The sequence below is a fragment of the Pseudomonas sp. UMAB-40 genome, from assembly GCF_900095275.1.
GTDB classification, from domain to species: Bacteria; Pseudomonadota; Gammaproteobacteria; order Pseudomonadales; family Pseudomonadaceae; genus Aquipseudomonas; species Aquipseudomonas mandelii_B.
Genome location: NZ_LT607551.1, coordinates 440,105 through 457,991, shown reverse-complemented (window position 1 = coordinate 457,991; position 17,887 = coordinate 440,105). Strand labels below are relative to the sequence as shown.

Sequence of the window (17,887 nt, the reverse complement as noted above, 5' to 3'; positions counted from 1 at the left end):
GCTTACACCTTCGACACAAGAGGACGGCCGAGCAGGCCTTGGGGCCGAAAGACCAGAACGAGAACGAGCAGCGAGAAGCTGAAAACGTCTTTGTAGTCCGAGTTGACCAAACCTGAGAACAGCGACTCGGAGATCCCGAGGATGATCCCGCCAAGCATCGCACCAGGCAGCGAGCCGATGCCGCCAAGTACCGCAGCGGTGAACGCCTTGATGCCGATGATGAAGCCGGCATAGAAGTCGAACGTGCCGTAGTTCATGGTGATCAGTACGCCGGCCAGGGCCGCCATCGCTGCACCGATGATGAACACGTAGGAAATCACGCGGTCGGTGTTGATCCCCAGGATCGAGGCCATCTTGCGGTCTTGCTGAGTGGCGCGGCACATGCGGCCGAGCTTGGTGTACTTGATGATGTAGGTCAGCAGCGCCATGCCGGCGAATGCGGCAATCAGGATAAACACCTTGGTGTAGGTCAACTGCACGAAGCCGGTGCCGACTTCGACGCGCCAGGCTCCCGTCAACAAGGTCGGAACGCCCTGTTGCTTGGCGCCTTGGGCGATCTGGGCATAGTTTTGCAGGATCAGCGAAATCCCGATGGCGCTGATCAGCGGTGCCAGTCGGGTGGAGTTGCGCAGGGGCTTGTAGGCGACGCGCTCGATGACCCAGCCATACACCGCCGTAACTACGATGGTGAAGATCAGGGTGCCGAGCATCAACAGCGGGAAGGATTCAATACCGAAGTATGCCAGCAGAGCCAGACTGATTGCCGCGAGGTAAGCGGAAATCATGTAAACCTCGCCGTGGGCGAAGTTGATCATGCCGATGATGCCATAGACCATTGTGTAGCCGATGGCGATCAGGCCATAGACCGACCCGAGGGTCAGGCCATTGACCAGTTGCTGCAGGAAAATACCATCCATAACGCAATCTCACGCATTTGAGAGACTGCACAGAAGCCGGGTGCAACGGACCGGGGTTCAGCCGCCGGGGCAACACGGTTGTGTGCAGCTCTACGAGAAAAGACAGGTACTGCACGGACATGTTCATTGACTGCCCGGCGCACAAGGCACCGGGCAGATCAGCAGGTCATATCACTTCTGTTTTTCCAGCTGGTGGTATTTGCCGTCCTTGTCCCACTCGTAAACCACGTAGTCGGAGACTTTCAGGTCGCCCTTGGCGTCCCAGGTCTTCTCGCCCATCACGGTTTTGACCGGGTTTTTCTTCAGCCACTCGGCGGCTTTTTCGCCACTGTTGGACTTGGCGCCATTGAAAGCTGCGGCCAGAGTCTGGACCGAAGCGTAGGCGTAGAGGGTGTAGCCTTCAGGCTCGGTACCGGCCTTGCGGAACGCATCTACCACGGTTTTGCTGTCTGGCAGCAGACGCGGGTCGGCGCCGAAGGTCATCAGCACGCCGTCAACGAATTGCGGGCCGCCAGCAGTGGTCACCAGTTCGTCGGTCACGATGCCGTCATCGGACATGAACTTGACGTCTTTGAGGCCTTGCTCACGCAGTTGACGGACCAGAGGACCGGCTTCCGGGTGCAGACCGCCGAAGTAAACAACGTCGGCGCCAGCGCCGCGGATCTTGGTGACGATGGTGCTGAAGTCTTTCTCGCCACGGGTCAGGCCTTCATACAGCACAGGCTTCACGCCGCGTTTTTCCAGTTGGGCCTTGGTAGCGTCCGCCAGGCCTTGACCGTAGGTGTCCTTGTCGTGCAGGACAACGACTTTTTTGCCCTTGAGCACGTCGACGATGTAGTCACCGGCCACGATGCCTTGCTGATCGTCACGCCCGCACATACGGAACATGGCGCTCAGGCCGCGTTCGGTCACTGCCGGGTTGGTGGAACCTGGGGTGATTGCAATGATGCCCGCTTCGTCGTAGATCTCGGAGGCCGGGATGGTCGACGAGGAGCAGAAGTGACCGACCACGCCGGCGACTTTCTGGTTGGTCAGGTCCTTGGCGACCGTCACAGCCTGTTTCGGTTCGCAGGCGTCATCGCCCTTCACCAGTACGATTTTTTCCCCGTTAACGCCGCCCGCCGCGTTGACCGCGTCGGCTGCAGCCTGTGCACCCTTCATGTACTGCTCGCCAAATGCCGCGTTGGCACCTGTCATCGGACCCGCCACACCGATTTTCACATCAGCCTGTGCAAACGCAGAAACACCCAACGCAGTTGCCACTGCGAGGGCCAGAAAGCCTTTCTTGTAAAACGTCTGGGACATGAGGTGGTGCTCCAAGTTTTTTTTTAGTTGGCACTGCGACTTCTCTGAATGCTCAGAGCAAGGGCCGTGCCATCGGTTTTTTATTCTGAAAAAAGTCGCTGCTTTATTGTTATTTCGACTGTTTCGATCCCATTTTCATTGGGCGTGCAACCGTCTAAACCGCGGAAGGTGAAACCAATTATTTTTAAAGGCGCAACCCACGCGCGCCATCATTGCAACCGCGGCGCCAAACGACGTGCAACCAGCCTGTAACAACGTGCGTCACCGAAGTGCACACTGCTGGTGCGGAACTGCTACAACCCGCACCTTTTACAGGCTAGTCGCTGCGCGAAAAAGCGCCGCTCCCAGCAACAAATTTCAACAATCAAATAACGATCCGCAAGCACTGGCCTGCGTGATACAGCGAGAAACCGGCCTCGTACAGACAACTGCGCAAACCCACCCCGGCCAATGGCTGCATGGGGGCGAAGGGAATCGGTAGCGCCTGAGGATTTCCGTTACACAGATAATCGGCAAAGGCTTTGCCGACCACCGTCCCCGTCGTCACGCCCCGGCCGTTGTAACCGGTGACTGCCACTAAACCGGGCGCTGGCTCGAATAAACGCATCAAATGGTCGGGGGTAAACGCGATGCAACCGGTCCAGGTGCATTCCCATTCCACGGGTTTGAGGTAGGGGAAATAGTGCTGCTGCACCCGATCAGCCCAGGCCTTGAGGAACCAGGCCGGTTTCTGATTGCCGTTGCCGAGACTGCCCAGCAACAGACGACCGTCTTTGTCGCGACGAATACTGCTCAATACCTGGCGCGTGTCCCAGGAACCCTGGCCGCCGGGCAGAATTTGCTGCGCGGCGTCTTCGGTCAGCGGGACCGACGCCACTTGATAGTAATAACCGGGGAAGAAATTGCGCCGCAACTCCGTCCAGTCGCCTTCGGTGTAAGCGTTGGAGGCGATGACGACTTGCTCGGCGAGCACTGAACCCTGAGCAGTTTGCACTGACCAGCGTTGGCCCTGACGTTCGAGTCGGGTCACCGGGGAATGATCGAACAGCTGACCGCCGAGGCTGATGGCCGCTTTGGCCAGGCCCGTGGTGTAAGCCATCGGGTTGATCGTGCCGGCACGCTTGTCGAGCAACGCGGCGGCGATCTTTTTGGTGCCCGTCGCTTGCTCGCAGGCTTGTCCGGTCAGCAGCTCGACCGGCGCGCCGCGACGTTTCCATTGTTCTTCACGACTGCGCAGATCAGCTTCGCCACGAGCGTTGTGCGCCATGTGCAGCGTGCCTTCACGGCGTAACTGGCAATCGATGTTGTATTTGTCGACCAGGCTGAACACCAGGGACGGCGCTGCACCCAACATGCGATTGAGCTGACTGCCCACCGCTTCGCCGAACCCGGCTTCGATCTCGTCCGGTGGAATCCACATCCCTGCGTTGACCAGCCCGACGTTGCGCCCCGAACCGCCGTGACCGGCGCGATGGGCTTCGAGCACGCAGACCGTTTTACCTTTTTCCAGCAGATGCACTGCCGCCGACAAACCGGTGAAACCGGCGCCGATGACGCAGACATCAACCTTCACTTCACCCTTGAGCGCCGCGTTGTCAGGCCTTTGCGGCGTCAGTTTTTCCCACAGACACTCTTCGCGTAACGGCATTGCCAGACTCCAACAGAAACCTAACCAATCCACACACCATTCATTGTGGGAGCGAGCTTGCTCGCGATTGCTACCTGTCAGTCGACATTGATGTCGGCTGACAGGCCCTCATCGCGAGCAAGCTCGCTCCCACAGGGTTCTTCATGGGTTCAAGAACTGTGTTTAGTCGAACGTGATGCCCTGAGCCAACGGCAACTCCAGCGAATAGTTCACGGTGTTGGTCTGGCGACGCATGTACCCGCGCCATGCATCGGAGCCCGACTCACGACCACCACCGGTTTCTTTCTCACCACCAAACGCGCCGCCGATTTCCGCGCCGCTCGGGCCGATGTTGACGTTGGCGATGCCGCAGTCGCTGCCCACCGCCGACATGAACTGCTCGGCTTCACGCATGTCGGTGGTGAAAATGCACGAGGACAGGCCTTGTGGCACCGAGTTGTTCAGGCGCAGCGCTTCGTCGAAGTCCTTGTAACCGACCACATACAGAATCGGCGCGAAGGTTTCGTCACGGACGACATCGCTCTGCTCGGGCATTTCAACGATGGCCGGCGAGACGTAATAAGCGTTCGGGTATTTGTCTTCCAGCTGGCGTTTGCCGCCAAACACCCGGCCGCCTTCGCTCAAGGCCTGTTCCAGCGCGTCCTGCATGTTTTCGAAACTGTTTTTGTCGATCAGCGGACCGATCAGGTTGCCCTCGAGCGGATTGCCGATGCGGACCTTGGAGTAGGCAGCCTTGAGGCGGGTGACGATTTCTTCCTTCACCGACTCATGGGCAATCAGGCGACGCAACGTGGTGCAACGCTGACCGGCGGTGCCGACGGCGCTGAACAGGATGGCGCGAACGGCCATGTCCAGGTCGGCGCTTGGCGCGAGGATCATGGCGTTGTTGCCGCCCAGTTCCAGAATGCTGCGGGCGAAACGTGCGGCGATTTTCGGTGCCACTTCGCGGCCCATGCGGGTGCTGCCGGTGGCGCTGATCAGCGCGACACGCGGGTCATCGACCAGCGCTTCGCCGGCATCGCGGCCGCCGATGATCACTTGGCTCAGGTGTGGAGGTGCGTCGCTGAAGTTCTTCAGTACGCGGTCGAACAGCGCCTGGCAGGCCAGTGCGGTCAGCGGGGTTTTCTCGGACGGTTTCCAGATCACCGGGTTGCCGCATACCAGCGCCAGCGTGGTGTTCCAGGCCCAGACCGCGACCGGGAAGTTGAAGGCGCTGATGACGCCGACGACGCCCAGCGGGTGCCAGGTTTCGCGCATGTGGTGGCCAGGACGCTCGGAAGCGATGGTCAAGCCGTACAGCTGACGGGACAGGCCGACCGCGAAATCGCAGATATCGATCATTTCCTGAACTTCACCCAGGCCTTCCTGAGTGATCTTGCCTGCTTCCCAGGACACCAGCTCGCCAAGGTCAGCCTTGTATTCGCGCAGGATGTCGCCCAGTTGGCGCACCAGCTCGCCACGGCGCGGGGCCGGGACCTTGCGCCACAATTCGAACGCATGATCTGCACGACTGATGTGCTGCTCGACTTCAGCGGCGCCTTCCCAGTTCACGGCAGCGATCCGGCTGCCATCGATCGGCGAATGCACCGGCACTTTGCCGTTCTGGTACAGGGCCGGGTTCACACCAAGACGATCAAGCAATGCGGCAACCATGGGTCACTCCTCGAGCAAAAAACAGAAAACGTGCAGCCGGATATTCACGGCTGATCAGACCTGTAGTTTTAGCTCCCCGGAGGTTACCCAACAAACGACCTTTAAGAGAGATATCATTCCGTTTATTCATGCTTTGAATTGCTGGCAGTAAAAGAAACAAGAAAAAGGACCGTCCATGCTGAATAAACGCTATTTGCCGTCGATCACCGCGCTGCAGTGTTTCGAGGCCGTGACCCGGCATTTGAGCTTCACCCGGGCCGCCGAAGAGCTGAACCTGACCCAGAGCGCCGTCAGCAAACAGGTCGCGCAACTCGAAGAGTTGTTGCAGCACTTGTTGTTCCGCCGGGTGCGCCGACGCCTGCAAATGACCCCGGCCGGTGATTTGTATCTGGTGGAGGTAAGAAAAATCCTCACCCAGGTCGAGATGTCGACCCATTACCTGCGCTCCTACGGCGGCGAGACCGAAGTCTTGCGGGTTTCGACGCCGCCGACCTTCGGCGCGCGCTGGCTGGTGCCACGCCTGAAAGGTTGGCGCCTGCGCCACCCGTCAATCCATCTGGACCTGTGCAGCGAGCAGGAAGCCGACGATTTGCTGCAAGGTCGCAGCGACCTGGCGTTCTACTTCGGCCAGGGCTCGCGGCCCGGCACCGAATGCCTGAAGCTGTTTGGCGAGGAGCTGGTGCCCGTCTGTGCGCCGGGCAGTCTGCCGGACACGCCGTTCACCGACCCTACGCAGCTCGCCGACCTCGTCCTTCTGCAAAACGCCTCGCGGCCCCAGGCCTGGCATGACTGGTTCGACAGTCAGGGCTACCACACCGAACACAGCTACCACGGCCCGCGCTTCGAAACTTTTTATATGTGCATCCGCGCCGCCCAGGTCGGCTGCGGCGTGGCACTGCTGCCGCGTTTTCTGGTGGAAGAGGAATTGGCCGACGGCAAACTGGTCATACCCTGGCAGCACGCGATGCCCAGCACCGATGCCTATTACCTGGCGTACCCCGAGCATTCGGCGGAAGTGCCCAAAGTGCGGGATTTTGTGAAGTGGATGCTGGAGCAGATCGACAATCCTACGCCCGCCGAATAGCCCCTGTTGGAGCTGTGTAGGTCACGGTCAACGCAGAAATTGCTGGCAATACCCATCACCGATATGCGCCACTATCGCTATTCAATGTGGAGAACCCCGTTATGAGCGAGAGCGTGTTTGGCGATCGCATCGTGCAGAACCTGCTCGACACCGACTTCTACAAACTGACGATGATGCAGGCGGTGCTGCACAACTACCCGAACGTGGAAGTCGAATGGGAGTTTCGTTGCCGTAACAGTGAGGATCTGCGCCCGTATCTGGCAGAGATACGTTTCCAGATCGAACGCCTGGCCGAGTTGAGCCTGAGCGCCGATCAGTTGAGCTTCATGGAACGCATCAGCTTCATGAAGCCGGACTTCCTGCGTTTTCTCGGACTGTTCCGCTTCAACCTGCGCTACGTCCACACCGGGATTGAAAACGGCGAACTGTTCATCCGTCTGCGCGGGCCGTGGCTGCATGTGATCCTGTTTGAAGTGCCGCTGCTGTCCATCGTCAGCGAAGTGCGCAACCGCTATCGCTACCGCGAAATCGTTCTGGAACAGGCTCGCGAGCAGCTCTACCGCAAATTCGACTGGCTGACCGCCAACGCCAGCAGCGATGAGTTGTCCGAATTGCAGGTAGCCGATTTCGGCACACGCCGTCGTTTCTCGTACCGGGTGCAGGAAGAAGTGGTGAATGTGCTCAAGCACGATTTCCCCGGGCGTTTCGTCGGCACCAGCAACGTGCATCTGTCACGGGAACTGGACATGAAGCCTTTGGGCACCATGGCCCACGAATGGATCATGGCGCATCAGCAGCTCGGTCCACGGTTGATCGACAGCCAGATTGCCGCCCTCGATTGCTGGGTCCGCGAGTACCGGGGCCTGCTGGGGATTGCGCTCACCGACTGCATCACCATGGATGCCTTCCTCAACGACTTCGACCTGTTCTTTGCCAAGCTCTTCGACGGCCTGCGCCATGACTCCGGCGATCCGGTGATCTGGGCAGAAAAGGCGATCGCCCACTATCAAAAGCTGGGCATCGACCCGATGAGCAAGACCCTGACGTTCTCCGACAGCCTGACACTGCCCAAATCCCTGGAAATATTCCGGGCGTTGCGCGGTCGGATTAATGTCAGCTTCGGTATCGGCACCAACCTGACCTGCGATATTCCGGGTGTCGAACCGATGAGCATCGTGCTTAAAATGGCGGCCTGCAACGGCCAGCCCGTGGCAAAGATTTCCGATGAGCCTGGCAAGACTCACTGCAAAGACCCGAATTTCGTCGCCTATTTGCGACACGTTTTCAAAGTACCTGCCGCCCTTTCCAGCACATCTGGCACCACTAGCAAGGAGTGAATTCATGCAAGCCGTACAGCGTGAGATTGCTGAGCAGCTCAAGGTTCAGCCGCCATTCGCCGACCACGCCGCCCTCGAGGCCGAAGTCGCCCGGCGGGTCAGCTTCATTCAGGATTGCCTGGTCAATTCCGGGCTCAAGACCCTGGTGCTCGGCATCAGCGGCGGCGTCGATTCGCTGACCGCCGGCCTGCTGGCCCAACGCGCCATGCGTGAGTTGCGCGAGCAAACCAGCGACAAAAGCTACAAGTTCATCGCCGTGCGCCTGCCTTACGAAACCCAGTTCGATGAACACGATGCCCAAGCCTCGGTGGATTTCATCGCCCCGGACGAACGTCACACTGTGAACATCGGCCCGGCAGTGAAATCCCTGGCCAATGAAGTGGCGGCCTTCGAAGGCAAGCACGCGGTCTCGGTGGATTTCGTGCTTGGCAACACCAAGGCGCGGATGCGCATGGTCGCCCAGTACACCATCGCCGGCGCGGCGCACGGGCTGGTCATCGGTACCGACCACGCGGCGGAAGCGGTGATGGGTTTCTTCACCAAGTTCGGTGATGGCGCCTGCGACCTTGCCCCGTTGAGTGGTCTGGTGAAAAACCAGGTTCGAGACATTGCCCGTAGTTTCGGCGCGCCGGAATCGCTGGTTGAAAAAATCCCGACTGCCGACCTGGAAGACCTGTCGCCGGGCAAACCGGACGAAGCGTCCCACGGCGTGACCTATGCAGAGATCGACGCATTCCTGCACGGTAAGCCGGTGCGAGAGGAAGCGTTCAAGATTATTTGCGATACGTATAAGAAGACGCATCACAAGCGGGTGATGCCTTTCGCACCTTGAAACTATTGGCGTCTGTAATGACGCCATCGCGAGCAAGCTCGCTCCCACAGGATCAGCGCTGTCCTTGTGGGAGCGAGGCTTGCCCGCGAAGAACGATGACTCGGTCTTTCGTCAGGCCAAAAAAAGCGTCCCAATCGGGACGCTTTTTTTATGTACTCGAATCGATTACTTCAGGGTAACCGTACCTTTCATCATCGAGATGTGGCCCGGGAACGAGCAGAAAAAGCCGTAGCTTTCGCCAGCTGCCAGTTTCGATACGTCAAAGGTCACCGAATCGGTTTCGCCAGCACCAATGATTTTGGTGTGGGCAATGATGCGTGTATCACCTTCTTTCAAGTAGTTCTTGTCAATACCGGCAGCCAGGCCGTCGGTTGCGATCGGCTGCATATCAGCAGTTTTGCTCAGCACCCAGTTATGCCCCATGACATTTTTCGGCAGGCTGCCGGAGTGCTTCAATTCCACGGTGAAAGTCTTGCAGCTCTTGTCGATGGCGATGTCCTTGGTATCGAAAGACATCTGGTCAGTGGAGTCGACAGTGACCTTGCATTCGGCAGCCATCAGTTGGCTGCTGGCCAGTGTCAGCAGGGATACCGCAACAAGTTTGGCAAACATGGTGAATCTCCAAGGCAGGGTTAACAAAAGTGCGAATGGACAGAAGACTGCCTGAAAACTTCGCAAGTTCCTATGACCTGAATCAAAAATTGTATACAACTTTCGGGCTATGACACCTATCGAAACAATCTACCAGCCAGACGCCTGGCCCGGCCCTATCATCAGGCCGTCATCCCTCATCTGGAGCGCCTGTCATGTCCTTTAACAGCCTGTTGCGCAGTTTGCTCGCCGCCTATGCCTGCGGCGCCAGCGGCACCTACGAAACACCTGAACGCGAAGTTTAGACCTTGGAGCGCCGCTCGCGTGGCTTTACTCTGTGGCCATCCTGACCGTGGAGTAAGGCATGTCTTTAGCGTCCATTTGTGTATTTTGCGGTGCCAGCACCGGCACCAATCCGGCTTATCGTGAAGCGGCTGTCGCCCTCGGGCGAGCATTGGCCGAGCGCAAGCTGACCCTGGTCTGTGGCGGCGGCGCCGTCGGGCTGATGGGCATCGTCGCCGATGCGGCACTGGCAGTCGGTGGCGAAGTGATCGGGATCATTCCGCAAAGCCTCAAAGACAAGGAAATCGGCCACAGCGGCCTGACGCGTCTGGAAGTGGTCGACGGCATGCATGCGCGAAAGGCGCGGATGGCAGAGCTCAGCGACGCCTTCATTGCGCTGCCCGGTGGACTCGGCACCCTGGAAGAACTGTTCGAAGTCTGGACCTGGGGCCAGCTCGGCTACCACGGCAAACCGCTCGGGTTGCTGGAAGTGAACGGTTTCTACAGCAAATTGACCGGTTTTCTTGATCATATCGTCGGCGAAGGCTTCGTTCGCGAAGCGCACCGTGACATGCTGCAAGTGAGCGAATCGCCGCAAACCCTGATCGATGCGCTGGACGCTTGGCAGCCGACAGTGGTGCCCAAATGGACAGAGCAAAAACCCAGCTAACGGCTCGGTCCCGATACAGGGCAGAATATGCGCCGCTCAACCTCACCTTCGACCCCAGAGGATCGCCCATGGCTAAACCTAATTATTCCTTCGCCAAACGTCAGAGAGACTTGGCCAAGGAGCAGAAGAAAGAGGAAAAGCTTCAGCGCAAGAAAGCTACAGCTGAAGAAGAAGCAGCAGCACTGAACCCGGATGCCGAAGGCGAAGTGGCTACAGACGAAACTGAAGCACCGAAAGATCAGGCGCCCGACGCCTGAGACCCTCAGGGCCCGATGATCTGATCAGGCCCACCGGATCTGTGTCCAGGGTCAGCAGTTCCTTGCTGACCCTCACAGGCCAATTTGAAACACCCCTTCTCAAGAATTGCACATTTCCTTGTGGGAGCGGGCTTGCTCGCGAAAGCGGCGGCACATCCAACATCTATGTGACTGTGTGATCGCTTTCGCGAGCAAGCCCGCTCCCACATTTGATTTCTGTTACTCCAGTGGCATAACCGTCACCCGCACCTCGGGATCATGACTGCCGCCCCCCAGAATCACCCCACGCAACGGCGACACATCGGAAAAATCCCGTCCCCAGGCCAGGGTGATGTGCTCCAGCGCCGGTTGAACATTGTTGGTCGGATCAAAATCCACCCAGCCCAGTACCGGGCAAAACACTGAAACCCAGGCATGCGAGGCATCGGCGCCGATCAGTCGTGGCTGGCCGGGCGGTGGCTGGGTCAGCAGGTACCCGCTGATGTAACGCGCCGCCAGTCCACGGGAACGCACGCAAGCGAGCATCAGGTGCGCGAAGTCCTGACAGACACCGCGCCGACGCTCCAGCACTTCCACCAATGGCGTGGCCACTTGCGTCGCCTCGGCATCGAAGGTGAACTCGCTGAAGATCGTCTCCATCAACGCCTGGACGCCCAGCAACAAAGGTCGCCCCGGTGGAAAACAGCTTTCCGAGAACTCGACAAAGTTGCGTTTCAAATGCACATAGGGCGATTCGAACCGGTAACGGCACGCTTCCAGTAACGCTGTAGAAAGCGGCCGGCTGCTGTAGGTCAGCGCATTGCGGGTTTCTTCCCACGCGGGGGATTGATTGAAATCCAGCGTTGGCCGGGCCAGCACCTCGACCGTAAGCCGGGCGTTGACCAGCAATTCATCGTGCGGCCGCTCAAACGCCAACCGGGTCAGCGGATTGCCAAACACATCCAGCTCATCCCGGCGCGCGGTCGGGTCGGGACTGATCTGCAAGTGCTGCTCGGTGCATCGCTGCCAGGCACAGGCCCGTGGCCACAGGTGTGCGAGTTGCTGGGCCAGGGACACCGGGCTGTCGTAGTGATAATGGGTGTCGTGGAGTATCTGGTAACGGGCGCTCATCAGACGGACACCGTGCGCTGGCTGACATCATCGACATGGGCGAAATGGCGCAAGGCCAGACGATCCGACACTTGCCCGCTGGCATCGGCGATCCCCTGCAGCAAATCGGCCAGACCGTTGATGGCGGCGCGAACGCTGGCTTCGCCGAACAGCGAGTTTTCCAGGCAACCCAGATCGAAACGCGCCAGGCGCTCCACCAGTTGTGGCAGACCCGCTTCGCGAGGCGCGCCGAAATCGTCGTTCAAGCGTTTCAGTGTGCGGGTCACCAGTTTCAACTGGAACAGCACCGCATGAGGGTTTTGCTCGTCGAGCAGCAAAAGGTCGAGCACCGGAATCAACTGCGCCACCGCCAGGTACCGCGAGCGGTAGGTGATGCTGCTGTTGCCCAGTTCCAGCAGCCACTCCAGCCCGGCCTGATCGAAGGCACCGGCACCGCGCAGAAACGCCGCCAGGCTGGCACTGAGAAATTGCAGGCGCTCGATCCGCCGACCGATCATCAGAAAACGCCAGCCTTCATCCCGTGTCATGTCATCCAAGGCAAAACCGGACAGCGCCGCCAGGGACATCACCAAGCGGTTCAGGAAATCCAGCAACTCGCCGAAATCCGGCTCTTCGGTTTCCAGCTCCATGGCTTCACGCTGCAACTCCACCAGCGCCTGCCAGTTTTCCCGCGAGAGCTTGCCGCGCACTTGCGAGGCAGCCCACTGCAAGCGCTGCAGGTTGGAGCGCAGGCTGAAGGGCCAATCATCGCCGAGTAGCGCCGCCAACAGCCGCTCGGGCAACTCACCTTCGTCTGGCAACAGATTCAGTCGCTCGCCGAGGTCGACCGCCGCTTCCAGAGCCTGCGGGTCATCGCCATCGACGTAGCGCGCCAGCATGATCCGCAACAATCGCGCGCTGTCATCACACCGTTCGCAATAGCGGCCGAACCAGAACAGGTTCTCGACCACCCGCGACGGCAGGTACGGATCGCGTCGAACCAGGTCATGCACACCGATTGTGCGCTGGGTTTTCCATTGCTCGCCGCTGGGAGGACGATCCCCCAACACCCAAGTGTCCTTGCTCGCACCGCCGCGCTGCATCGATACCACCTCGGCGTCTGCTTCGGCGGCCACCCGGGTCAAACCGCCGGGCAAAACTCGATAGCCGTCGCGACTGGCCACTGCATACACACGCATTCCGATGGCTCGCGGTTGCAGTTGACCGTCCTCGGCCTGCCAGATCGGCGCCTGGGACAATTGCGCCAATTCTTGCGCAACATAGGCGTAAGGCCGTGCCTGCATGCGCTCAGCCAGAGCCTGGCGCTGTTTTTCACTCAGATCGCGGCCAAATACAGGTGCGAAGCTCTGTGATGGAAACGCGGGTTTGATCAGCAATTCCGGCAGCTTCTCCAACGCCTGGGCCAGTACCGGCGCTTCGCCACACCACCAGGTCGCGATGGACGGCAGGATCAGTTCTTCGCCGAACAGGAATTGATTGATCTTCGGCAGAAAGCCCAGCAACCCCGGCGATTCCAGTACGCCGCTGCCGAGGGCATTCGCCACCAATACGCGCCCCTGCCGCACGGCTTCGAGCAAACCCGGCACACCGAGTGCCGAATCGGTACGCAACTCAAGCGGATCGCAGAAGTCGTCGTCGAGCCGACGCATGATCGCGTGAACCCGGCGCAGGCCACTGAGGGTCTTCAGGTAAACCGTGGCATCGCGCACCGTCAGGTCGCCACCTTCTACCAGCGGATAACCGAGCTGGCGTGCCAGGTACAAATGTTCGAAATAGCTTTCGTTGAAACGCCCCGGTGTCAGCAACACGATCAGCGGCACGTCATCATCGCTTGGCGCCTGACGGGCGAGGGTTTCCTGAAGCGTGCGGAAGAACCCGGCCAGATGCTGCACTTTCAGGTCGCGGTACAACTCGGGAAAGGCCCGGGACACGATGGTGCGGTTTTCCAGCGCATAACCGGCGCCGGAGGGTGCCTGAGTCCGGTCCGCCGTCACCCACCAACGACCGTCCGGCGTGCGCGCCAGATCCACGGCGTACAAATGCAGAAAGGCCCCGTCCGGCGGCGTGATGCCCTGACAGGGCCAGAGAAAATTGTTGTGGCCGAATACCAGTTCAGCCGGCAGCAGCCCTTCGGCAATCAACCGCTGCGGGCCGTAGAGATCAGCTAGCACGGCGTTCAACAGCCGAGCTCGCTGGGCGATCCCGGCCGATAACTGCTGCCATTCATCAGCGGCAATCACATGCGGCAGCAGGTCGAGCTCCCACGGCCGATCCGCGCCCTTGGGGTCGGCGTAGACGTTGTAAGTCACGCCGTTTTCCTGGATCTGCCGGGTCAACAGGGCCTGACGCTGCACCAATTGCGCTGGCGTGCTGCGTTGCAATTGGTCGAACAACCGGCGCCAGTGCGGGCGCACGGCGCCGCTGTCGTCGAGCAGTTCGTGATAAGTGCCCGCCGTCAGCGGGTAGCGGTCTAGCAGGTCAGGCATGGAAAGCTCGGCAGACAGCAAAGAACGGTCAGACTAACGCAGGCTCATGACGCCCGGATAGACGAAAAATCCGAGCGTCGTGTACGGTTTAGAAACGTCGTAAATCGAGCGTCATCGGCAGCTCGTCATTAATTTCCAGAATCGGTATCGGAAGTTTCCCCGGGCTGTGTCCGATGCGGAAGAAACGCGCCATCCGTCGGCTCTCGGCCTCATTGGCATTCACCGGCAAGCTGTCGTAATTGCGCCCGCCCGGATGGGCGACGTGGTACTGACAGCCCCCCAGCGAGCGCTGCATCCAGGTGTCGAGCAAGTCGAACACCAACGGCGCGTGGACCGGAATGGTCGGTTGCAGGCAGTTGGCCGGTTGCCAGGCACGGAAGCGCACGCCAGCGACGAACTCGCCGACGCGTCCGGTCGGCTGCAAGGGCACGGGAACGCCGTTGCAGGTCAGCAAATAGCGCTGCGGTGCCAGACCGGTGAGCTTCACCTGCAAGCGTTCCAGGGACGAATCCACGTAGCGCACCGTGCCGCCGACCGCGCCCTCCTCACCCAGCACATGCCAAGGTTCCAGCGCCTGACGCACTTCCAACTCGATGCCGCTGACCGCGTAATCGCCGACCTTGGGAAAACGAAATTCCAGATGCGCGGCAAACCACTCCGCCCGCACGGGATAACCGGCGGCATTGAGATCGACGATCACATCGGCGAAATCCTGCTCGATAAAGTGTGGCAACAGGAACCGGTCGTGAAGCTCAGTGCCCCAACGGGCCAGTTTCGGCGGCGCATACGGCTCGCGCCAGAACCGCGCCACCAGCGCCCGCAGCAGCAACTGTTGCGCCAGGCTCATGCGCGCATGCGGTGGCATTTCAAAGGCGCGCAATTCGAGCAATCCAAGCCGCCCCGTCGCGCCATCCGGCGAATAGAGCTTGTCGATGCAGAACTCGGCGCGGTGCGTGTTGCCCGTCACGTCGATCAGCAAGTTGCGCAGCAACCGGTCGACCAGCCACGGCGCGCACTCCTCGCCCGGTTCGGGCATCTGGGCGAAGGCGATTTCCAGTTCGTACAAGGCATCGTTGCGCGCTTCATCGACACGCGGCGCCTGGGACGTCGGGCCGATGAACAATCCGGAAAACAGGTAGGACAAGGACGGGTGGTTATGCCAGTAACTGATCAGGCTGCGCAGCAGATCGGGACGGCGCAGAAACGGTGAGTCAGCCGGTGTCGCGCCACCGAGGACGAAATGGTTGCCGCCGCCCGTGCCGGTGTGCCGGCCATCGATCATGAATTTCTCGGTGGTCAGTCGGGTCTGGCGCGCTTCTTCGTAGAGAAACTCGGTGCGCTCGACCAGCTCATCCCACGTAGCGGATGGCTGCACGTTGACCTCGATCACGCCCGGATCGGGAGTAATGCGGAAGTTGCTCAGGCGTGGATCGCTCGGTGGCTCGTAGCCTTCGAGTAACACCGGGCAATGCATTTCCTGGGCCGTGGCCTCGATTGCGGTGACCAGTTCCAGATAGTCCTCGACCCGTTCCAGCGGCGGCATGAACAGGTACAACCGCCCTTCCCGAGCCTCGGCGCAGAACGCGGTGCGGGTCAGCCAATCGGCGGATTCATCGACCTCCAGATCGCGCTCGAGCGCTTCGGCCGGCGTGCCCGGGCTGTTCAACTGCTGAGTGTCCGGAAGCGCGGGGAATTCCTGGTTGGGGTCGTTCGGGTAAATGAACGGATATTCGGCCGCTTTCACCCAAGGCTGTGAAGCCAGCGGCAAGCGATAACCCAGCGGCGAATCCCCCGGCACTAGCCGACAATGCTCGTCACGCAGGTACCAGCGACCGGTTTGCCATTGATCGCCCTTGGCGGTGCGCGCCAGTGGCAGGACCTGGCCGATCACCTTGTCCAGGCCCTGGCTGAAGACTTTACGCAGGCGCGCCCGCTCCAACGGTTCTTCGAGACGTGAATCTTCAGCGCTGACGTTCAGCGGCAACGTGCCTTCGCGCCAGAGGTAATAGAAATTGTCTTCGTAGGCGGGGAAAACAAAACGTGTCGGAATGTTCAGGCGTTCGGCGACACTCGATAGAAAACGCCCGGCCAACTCGCCATCGGCGCCGTAGTCTTGCTGCTCATCGGCAATCAGCGCGCTGTTGTGCCAGATCGGCACGCCATCGCGCCGCCAATAGCAGTTCAGCGACCAGCGCGGCAGTTGCTCGCCGGGGTACCACTTGCCCTGACCGAAATGCACCAGGCCTTTGGGCGCGTAGTGTTTACGCATGCGCTGGAACAATTCGGCAGACAGTCGACGCTTGTCCGGCCCGAGCGCGGCGGTGTTCCACTCGGCACCGTCCGGATCGTCAATGGAAACAAACGTCGGCTCGCCGCCCATGGTCAGGCGCACGTCGCCCTCCAGCAGGTCGGCATCGATCTGCCGCCCCAGCGCCTGAATCGCCAGCCACTGGTCTTCGGTGTAGGGCTTGGTGACCCGGGGCGCTTCCCAGATCCGCTCCACGGACATTTCATGAGTGAATTCGCACTCGCACGGTTCCACCAGGCCACTGATCGGTGCCGCAGAGCCCGGATCGGGGCTGCACGCCAACGGAATGTGTCCTTCACCGGCAAACAGCCCTGACGTCGCGTCCAGGCCGATCCAGCCGGCACCGGGCAAATAGACCTCGCACCAGGCGTGCAGGTCGGTGAAATCCACTTCCGTGCCCGAGGGGCCATCGAGGCTTTTGACGTCGGCGGTCAGCTGAATCAGGTAGCCGGAGACGAAACGCGCCGCCAGCCCGAGGTTGCGCAGCAATTGCACCAGCAGCCACGCCGAGTCACGGCAGGAACCGGAAGCATGTTCAAGGGTGTGCTCGGGTGTCTGCACCCCCGGCTCCATGCGGATCAGGTAGCCGATGTCTTCGCTCAGGCGCTGATTGAGCGCCACCAGGAAATCCACGCTCGGCAGCGGCGTGCGGTCGATGCCGTCCAGATAGGCCTTGAACTTCGGCGTCAGCGGCAGGGTTTCCAGGTACGGCGCCAGTTCCTTGCGCTCGTCCGCGGCGTAGGTGAACGGGATCTTTTCCGCATAGGGCTCGAGGAAGAAGTCGAACGGATTGAACACCGCCATTTCCGCCAGCAGATCGACCTCGATGCGCAGCTCATCGGTTTTCTCCGGGAACACCAACCGCGCCAGGTAATTGCCCTGGGGGTCCTGCTGCCAGTTGATGAAATGCTGCTCGGGGGTGACTTTCAGCGCATAGGACAGAATCCGCGTGCGACTGTGGGCGGCCGGGCGCAGGCGAACGATTTGCGGACCGAGCTCGACGGCGCGGTCGTAGCGGTAATGCGTGACGTGGTGCAATGCGACATGAATCGACACGGCGTGCCTCCTGCGAGCCTTAAGCGTATTGGGAAAGCGCGCAAGACTTATGCCATCCAGCGGCGCTGGCGCTTTCTTCGGTTGCTTGAGGCAGTACAGCACCAAAATCGGGCGATGCGGGAAATTGGTTGGAAGGAGTTGCACGGAAATGTTGCGGCCAGTGGGCTGTCAGCTGAATTTGCTGCGGCTGTACCGGCCTCTTCGCGGGCAAGCCCACTCCCACAGGGATCTGCTGTGAACACAGAATTGGGAGCAACCTCGAACACTGTGGGAGCGGGCTTGCCCGCGAAGAGGCCAGTTGCCCCAACACAGCTTCCGGCCCGTCGCTCCGGTTTTCCGTGGCGCACAACG

Annotated in this window: 13 protein-coding genes; 5 read left to right on the top strand and 8 right to left on the bottom strand. The window is 60.2% G+C overall.

Features of this window, described 5'->3' with window-relative positions; all coding sequences use genetic code 11:
* Window positions 1–2 precede the first annotated feature (2 nt).
* From K0F88_RS02025 to K0F88_RS02010, 4 genes are all read right to left on the bottom strand, one after another.
* The gene (locus K0F88_RS02025) at window positions 3–917 is read right to left on the bottom strand and encodes a branched-chain amino acid ABC transporter permease (RefSeq protein ID WP_046064350.1); all 915 of its coding nucleotides are present in this window, start codon (window positions 915–917) and stop codon (window positions 3–5) included.
* Window positions 918–1,088: 171 nt separating this feature from the next.
* Window positions 1,089–2,222 (bottom strand): ABC transporter substrate-binding protein, encoded by a 1,134-nt coding sequence (locus K0F88_RS02020; RefSeq protein ID WP_219093672.1) that lies wholly within the window; start codon window positions 2,220–2,222, stop codon window positions 1,089–1,091.
* Window positions 2,223–2,586: 364 nt separating this feature from the next.
* The gene (locus K0F88_RS02015) at window positions 2,587–3,870 is read right to left on the bottom strand and encodes an FAD-binding oxidoreductase (protein ID WP_219093669.1); all 1,284 of its coding nucleotides are present in this window, start codon (window positions 3,868–3,870) and stop codon (window positions 2,587–2,589) included.
* Window positions 3,871–4,032: 162 nt separating this feature from the next.
* Window positions 4,033–5,523 (bottom strand): aldehyde dehydrogenase family protein, encoded by a 1,491-nt coding sequence (locus tag K0F88_RS02010; RefSeq protein WP_219093666.1) that lies wholly within the window; start codon window positions 5,521–5,523, stop codon window positions 4,033–4,035.
* A gap of 175 nt (window positions 5,524–5,698) precedes the next feature.
* On the opposite strand from K0F88_RS02010, the gene K0F88_RS02005 reads away from it, so the two are divergent.
* The 3 genes from K0F88_RS02005 to nadE all read left to right on the top strand — a co-directional run bounded on the left by K0F88_RS02005 (window position 5,699) and on the right by nadE (window position 8,776).
* Entirely contained in the window at window positions 5,699–6,607 is a 909-nt protein-coding gene (locus K0F88_RS02005; protein WP_219093663.1) for a LysR family transcriptional regulator, read from the top strand.
* A gap of 101 nt (window positions 6,608–6,708) precedes the next feature.
* Window positions 6,709–7,944: a nicotinate phosphoribosyltransferase gene (gene pncB, locus K0F88_RS02000; protein ID WP_219093661.1), complete on the top strand. Its 1,236-nt coding sequence runs from the start codon at window positions 6,709–6,711 to the stop codon at window positions 7,942–7,944.
* Window positions 7,945–7,948: 4 nt separating this feature from the next.
* Window positions 7,949–8,776: an ammonia-dependent NAD(+) synthetase gene (nadE, locus tag K0F88_RS01995; RefSeq protein ID WP_219093658.1), complete on the top strand. Its 828-nt coding sequence runs from the start codon at window positions 7,949–7,951 to the stop codon at window positions 8,774–8,776.
* Between the two features lie 165 nt (window positions 8,777–8,941).
* On the opposite strand, the gene azu is transcribed toward nadE, so the two are convergent.
* Entirely contained in the window at window positions 8,942–9,388 is a 447-nt protein-coding gene (azu, locus tag K0F88_RS01990) for an azurin (RefSeq protein ID WP_219093655.1), read from the bottom strand.
* Between the two features lie 343 nt (window positions 9,389–9,731).
* Here azu and K0F88_RS01985 point away from each other — a divergent pair, with 343 nt between their 5' ends.
* Window positions 9,732–10,319 (top strand): TIGR00730 family Rossman fold protein, encoded by a 588-nt coding sequence (locus tag K0F88_RS01985; protein ID WP_219093652.1) that lies wholly within the window; start codon window positions 9,732–9,734, stop codon window positions 10,317–10,319.
* Between the two features lie 68 nt (window positions 10,320–10,387).
* Window positions 10,388–10,576: a hypothetical protein gene (locus K0F88_RS01980; RefSeq protein ID WP_007947526.1), complete on the top strand. Its 189-nt coding sequence runs from the start codon at window positions 10,388–10,390 to the stop codon at window positions 10,574–10,576.
* 219 nt (window positions 10,577–10,795) lie between these two features.
* Here K0F88_RS01980 and K0F88_RS01975 read toward each other — a convergent pair whose 3' ends face one another.
* The 3 genes from K0F88_RS01975 to K0F88_RS01965 form a co-directional block, all read right to left on the bottom strand.
* Window positions 10,796–11,686 (bottom strand): transglutaminase family protein, encoded by an 891-nt coding sequence (locus K0F88_RS01975; protein WP_219093649.1) that lies wholly within the window; start codon window positions 11,684–11,686, stop codon window positions 10,796–10,798.
* Window positions 11,686–14,172 carry a circularly permuted type 2 ATP-grasp protein gene (locus tag K0F88_RS01970; RefSeq protein WP_219093646.1) on the bottom strand — a complete coding sequence of 829 codons (2,487 nt, stop codon included), beginning with the start codon at window positions 14,170–14,172 and terminating at the stop codon, window positions 11,686–11,688. The genes K0F88_RS01975 and K0F88_RS01970 overlap by 1 nt, the downstream gene beginning before the upstream one ends.
* Window positions 14,173–14,260: 88 nt before the next feature.
* On the bottom strand, window positions 14,261–17,536 hold the full coding sequence (locus tag K0F88_RS01965; protein WP_219093643.1) for a DUF2126 domain-containing protein: 3,276 nt from the start codon (window positions 17,534–17,536) through the stop codon (window positions 14,261–14,263).
* Between the last annotated feature and the right edge of the window lie 351 nt (window positions 17,537–17,887).

Coding starts and splice junctions, on each gene's coding strand:
- K0F88_RS02025 (WP_046064350.1), bottom strand. CDS start 917: ATGGATGGTATTTTCCTGCAGCAACTGGTCAATGGCCTGACCCTCGGG.
- K0F88_RS02020 (WP_219093672.1), bottom strand. CDS start 2,222: ATGTCCCAGACGTTTTACAAGAAAGGCTTTCTGGCCCTCGCAGTGGCA.
- K0F88_RS02015 (WP_219093669.1), bottom strand. CDS start 3,870: ATGCCGTTACGCGAAGAGTGTCTGTGGGAAAAACTGACGCCGCAAAGG.
- K0F88_RS02010 (WP_219093666.1), bottom strand. CDS start 5,523: ATGGTTGCCGCATTGCTTGATCGTCTTGGTGTGAACCCGGCCCTGTAC.
- K0F88_RS02005 (WP_219093663.1), top strand. CDS start 5,699: ATGCTGAATAAACGCTATTTGCCGTCGATCACCGCGCTGCAGTGTTTC.
- pncB (WP_219093661.1), top strand. CDS start 6,709: ATGAGCGAGAGCGTGTTTGGCGATCGCATCGTGCAGAACCTGCTCGAC.
- nadE (WP_219093658.1), top strand. CDS start 7,949: ATGCAAGCCGTACAGCGTGAGATTGCTGAGCAGCTCAAGGTTCAGCCG.
- azu (WP_219093655.1), bottom strand. CDS start 9,388: ATGTTTGCCAAACTTGTTGCGGTATCCCTGCTGACACTGGCCAGCAGC.
- K0F88_RS01985 (WP_219093652.1), top strand. CDS start 9,732: ATGTCTTTAGCGTCCATTTGTGTATTTTGCGGTGCCAGCACCGGCACC.
- K0F88_RS01980 (WP_007947526.1), top strand. CDS start 10,388: ATGGCTAAACCTAATTATTCCTTCGCCAAACGTCAGAGAGACTTGGCC.
- K0F88_RS01975 (WP_219093649.1), bottom strand. CDS start 11,686: ATGAGCGCCCGTTACCAGATACTCCACGACACCCATTATCACTACGAC.
- K0F88_RS01970 (WP_219093646.1), bottom strand. CDS start 14,172: ATGCCTGACCTGCTAGACCGCTACCCGCTGACGGCGGGCACTTATCAC.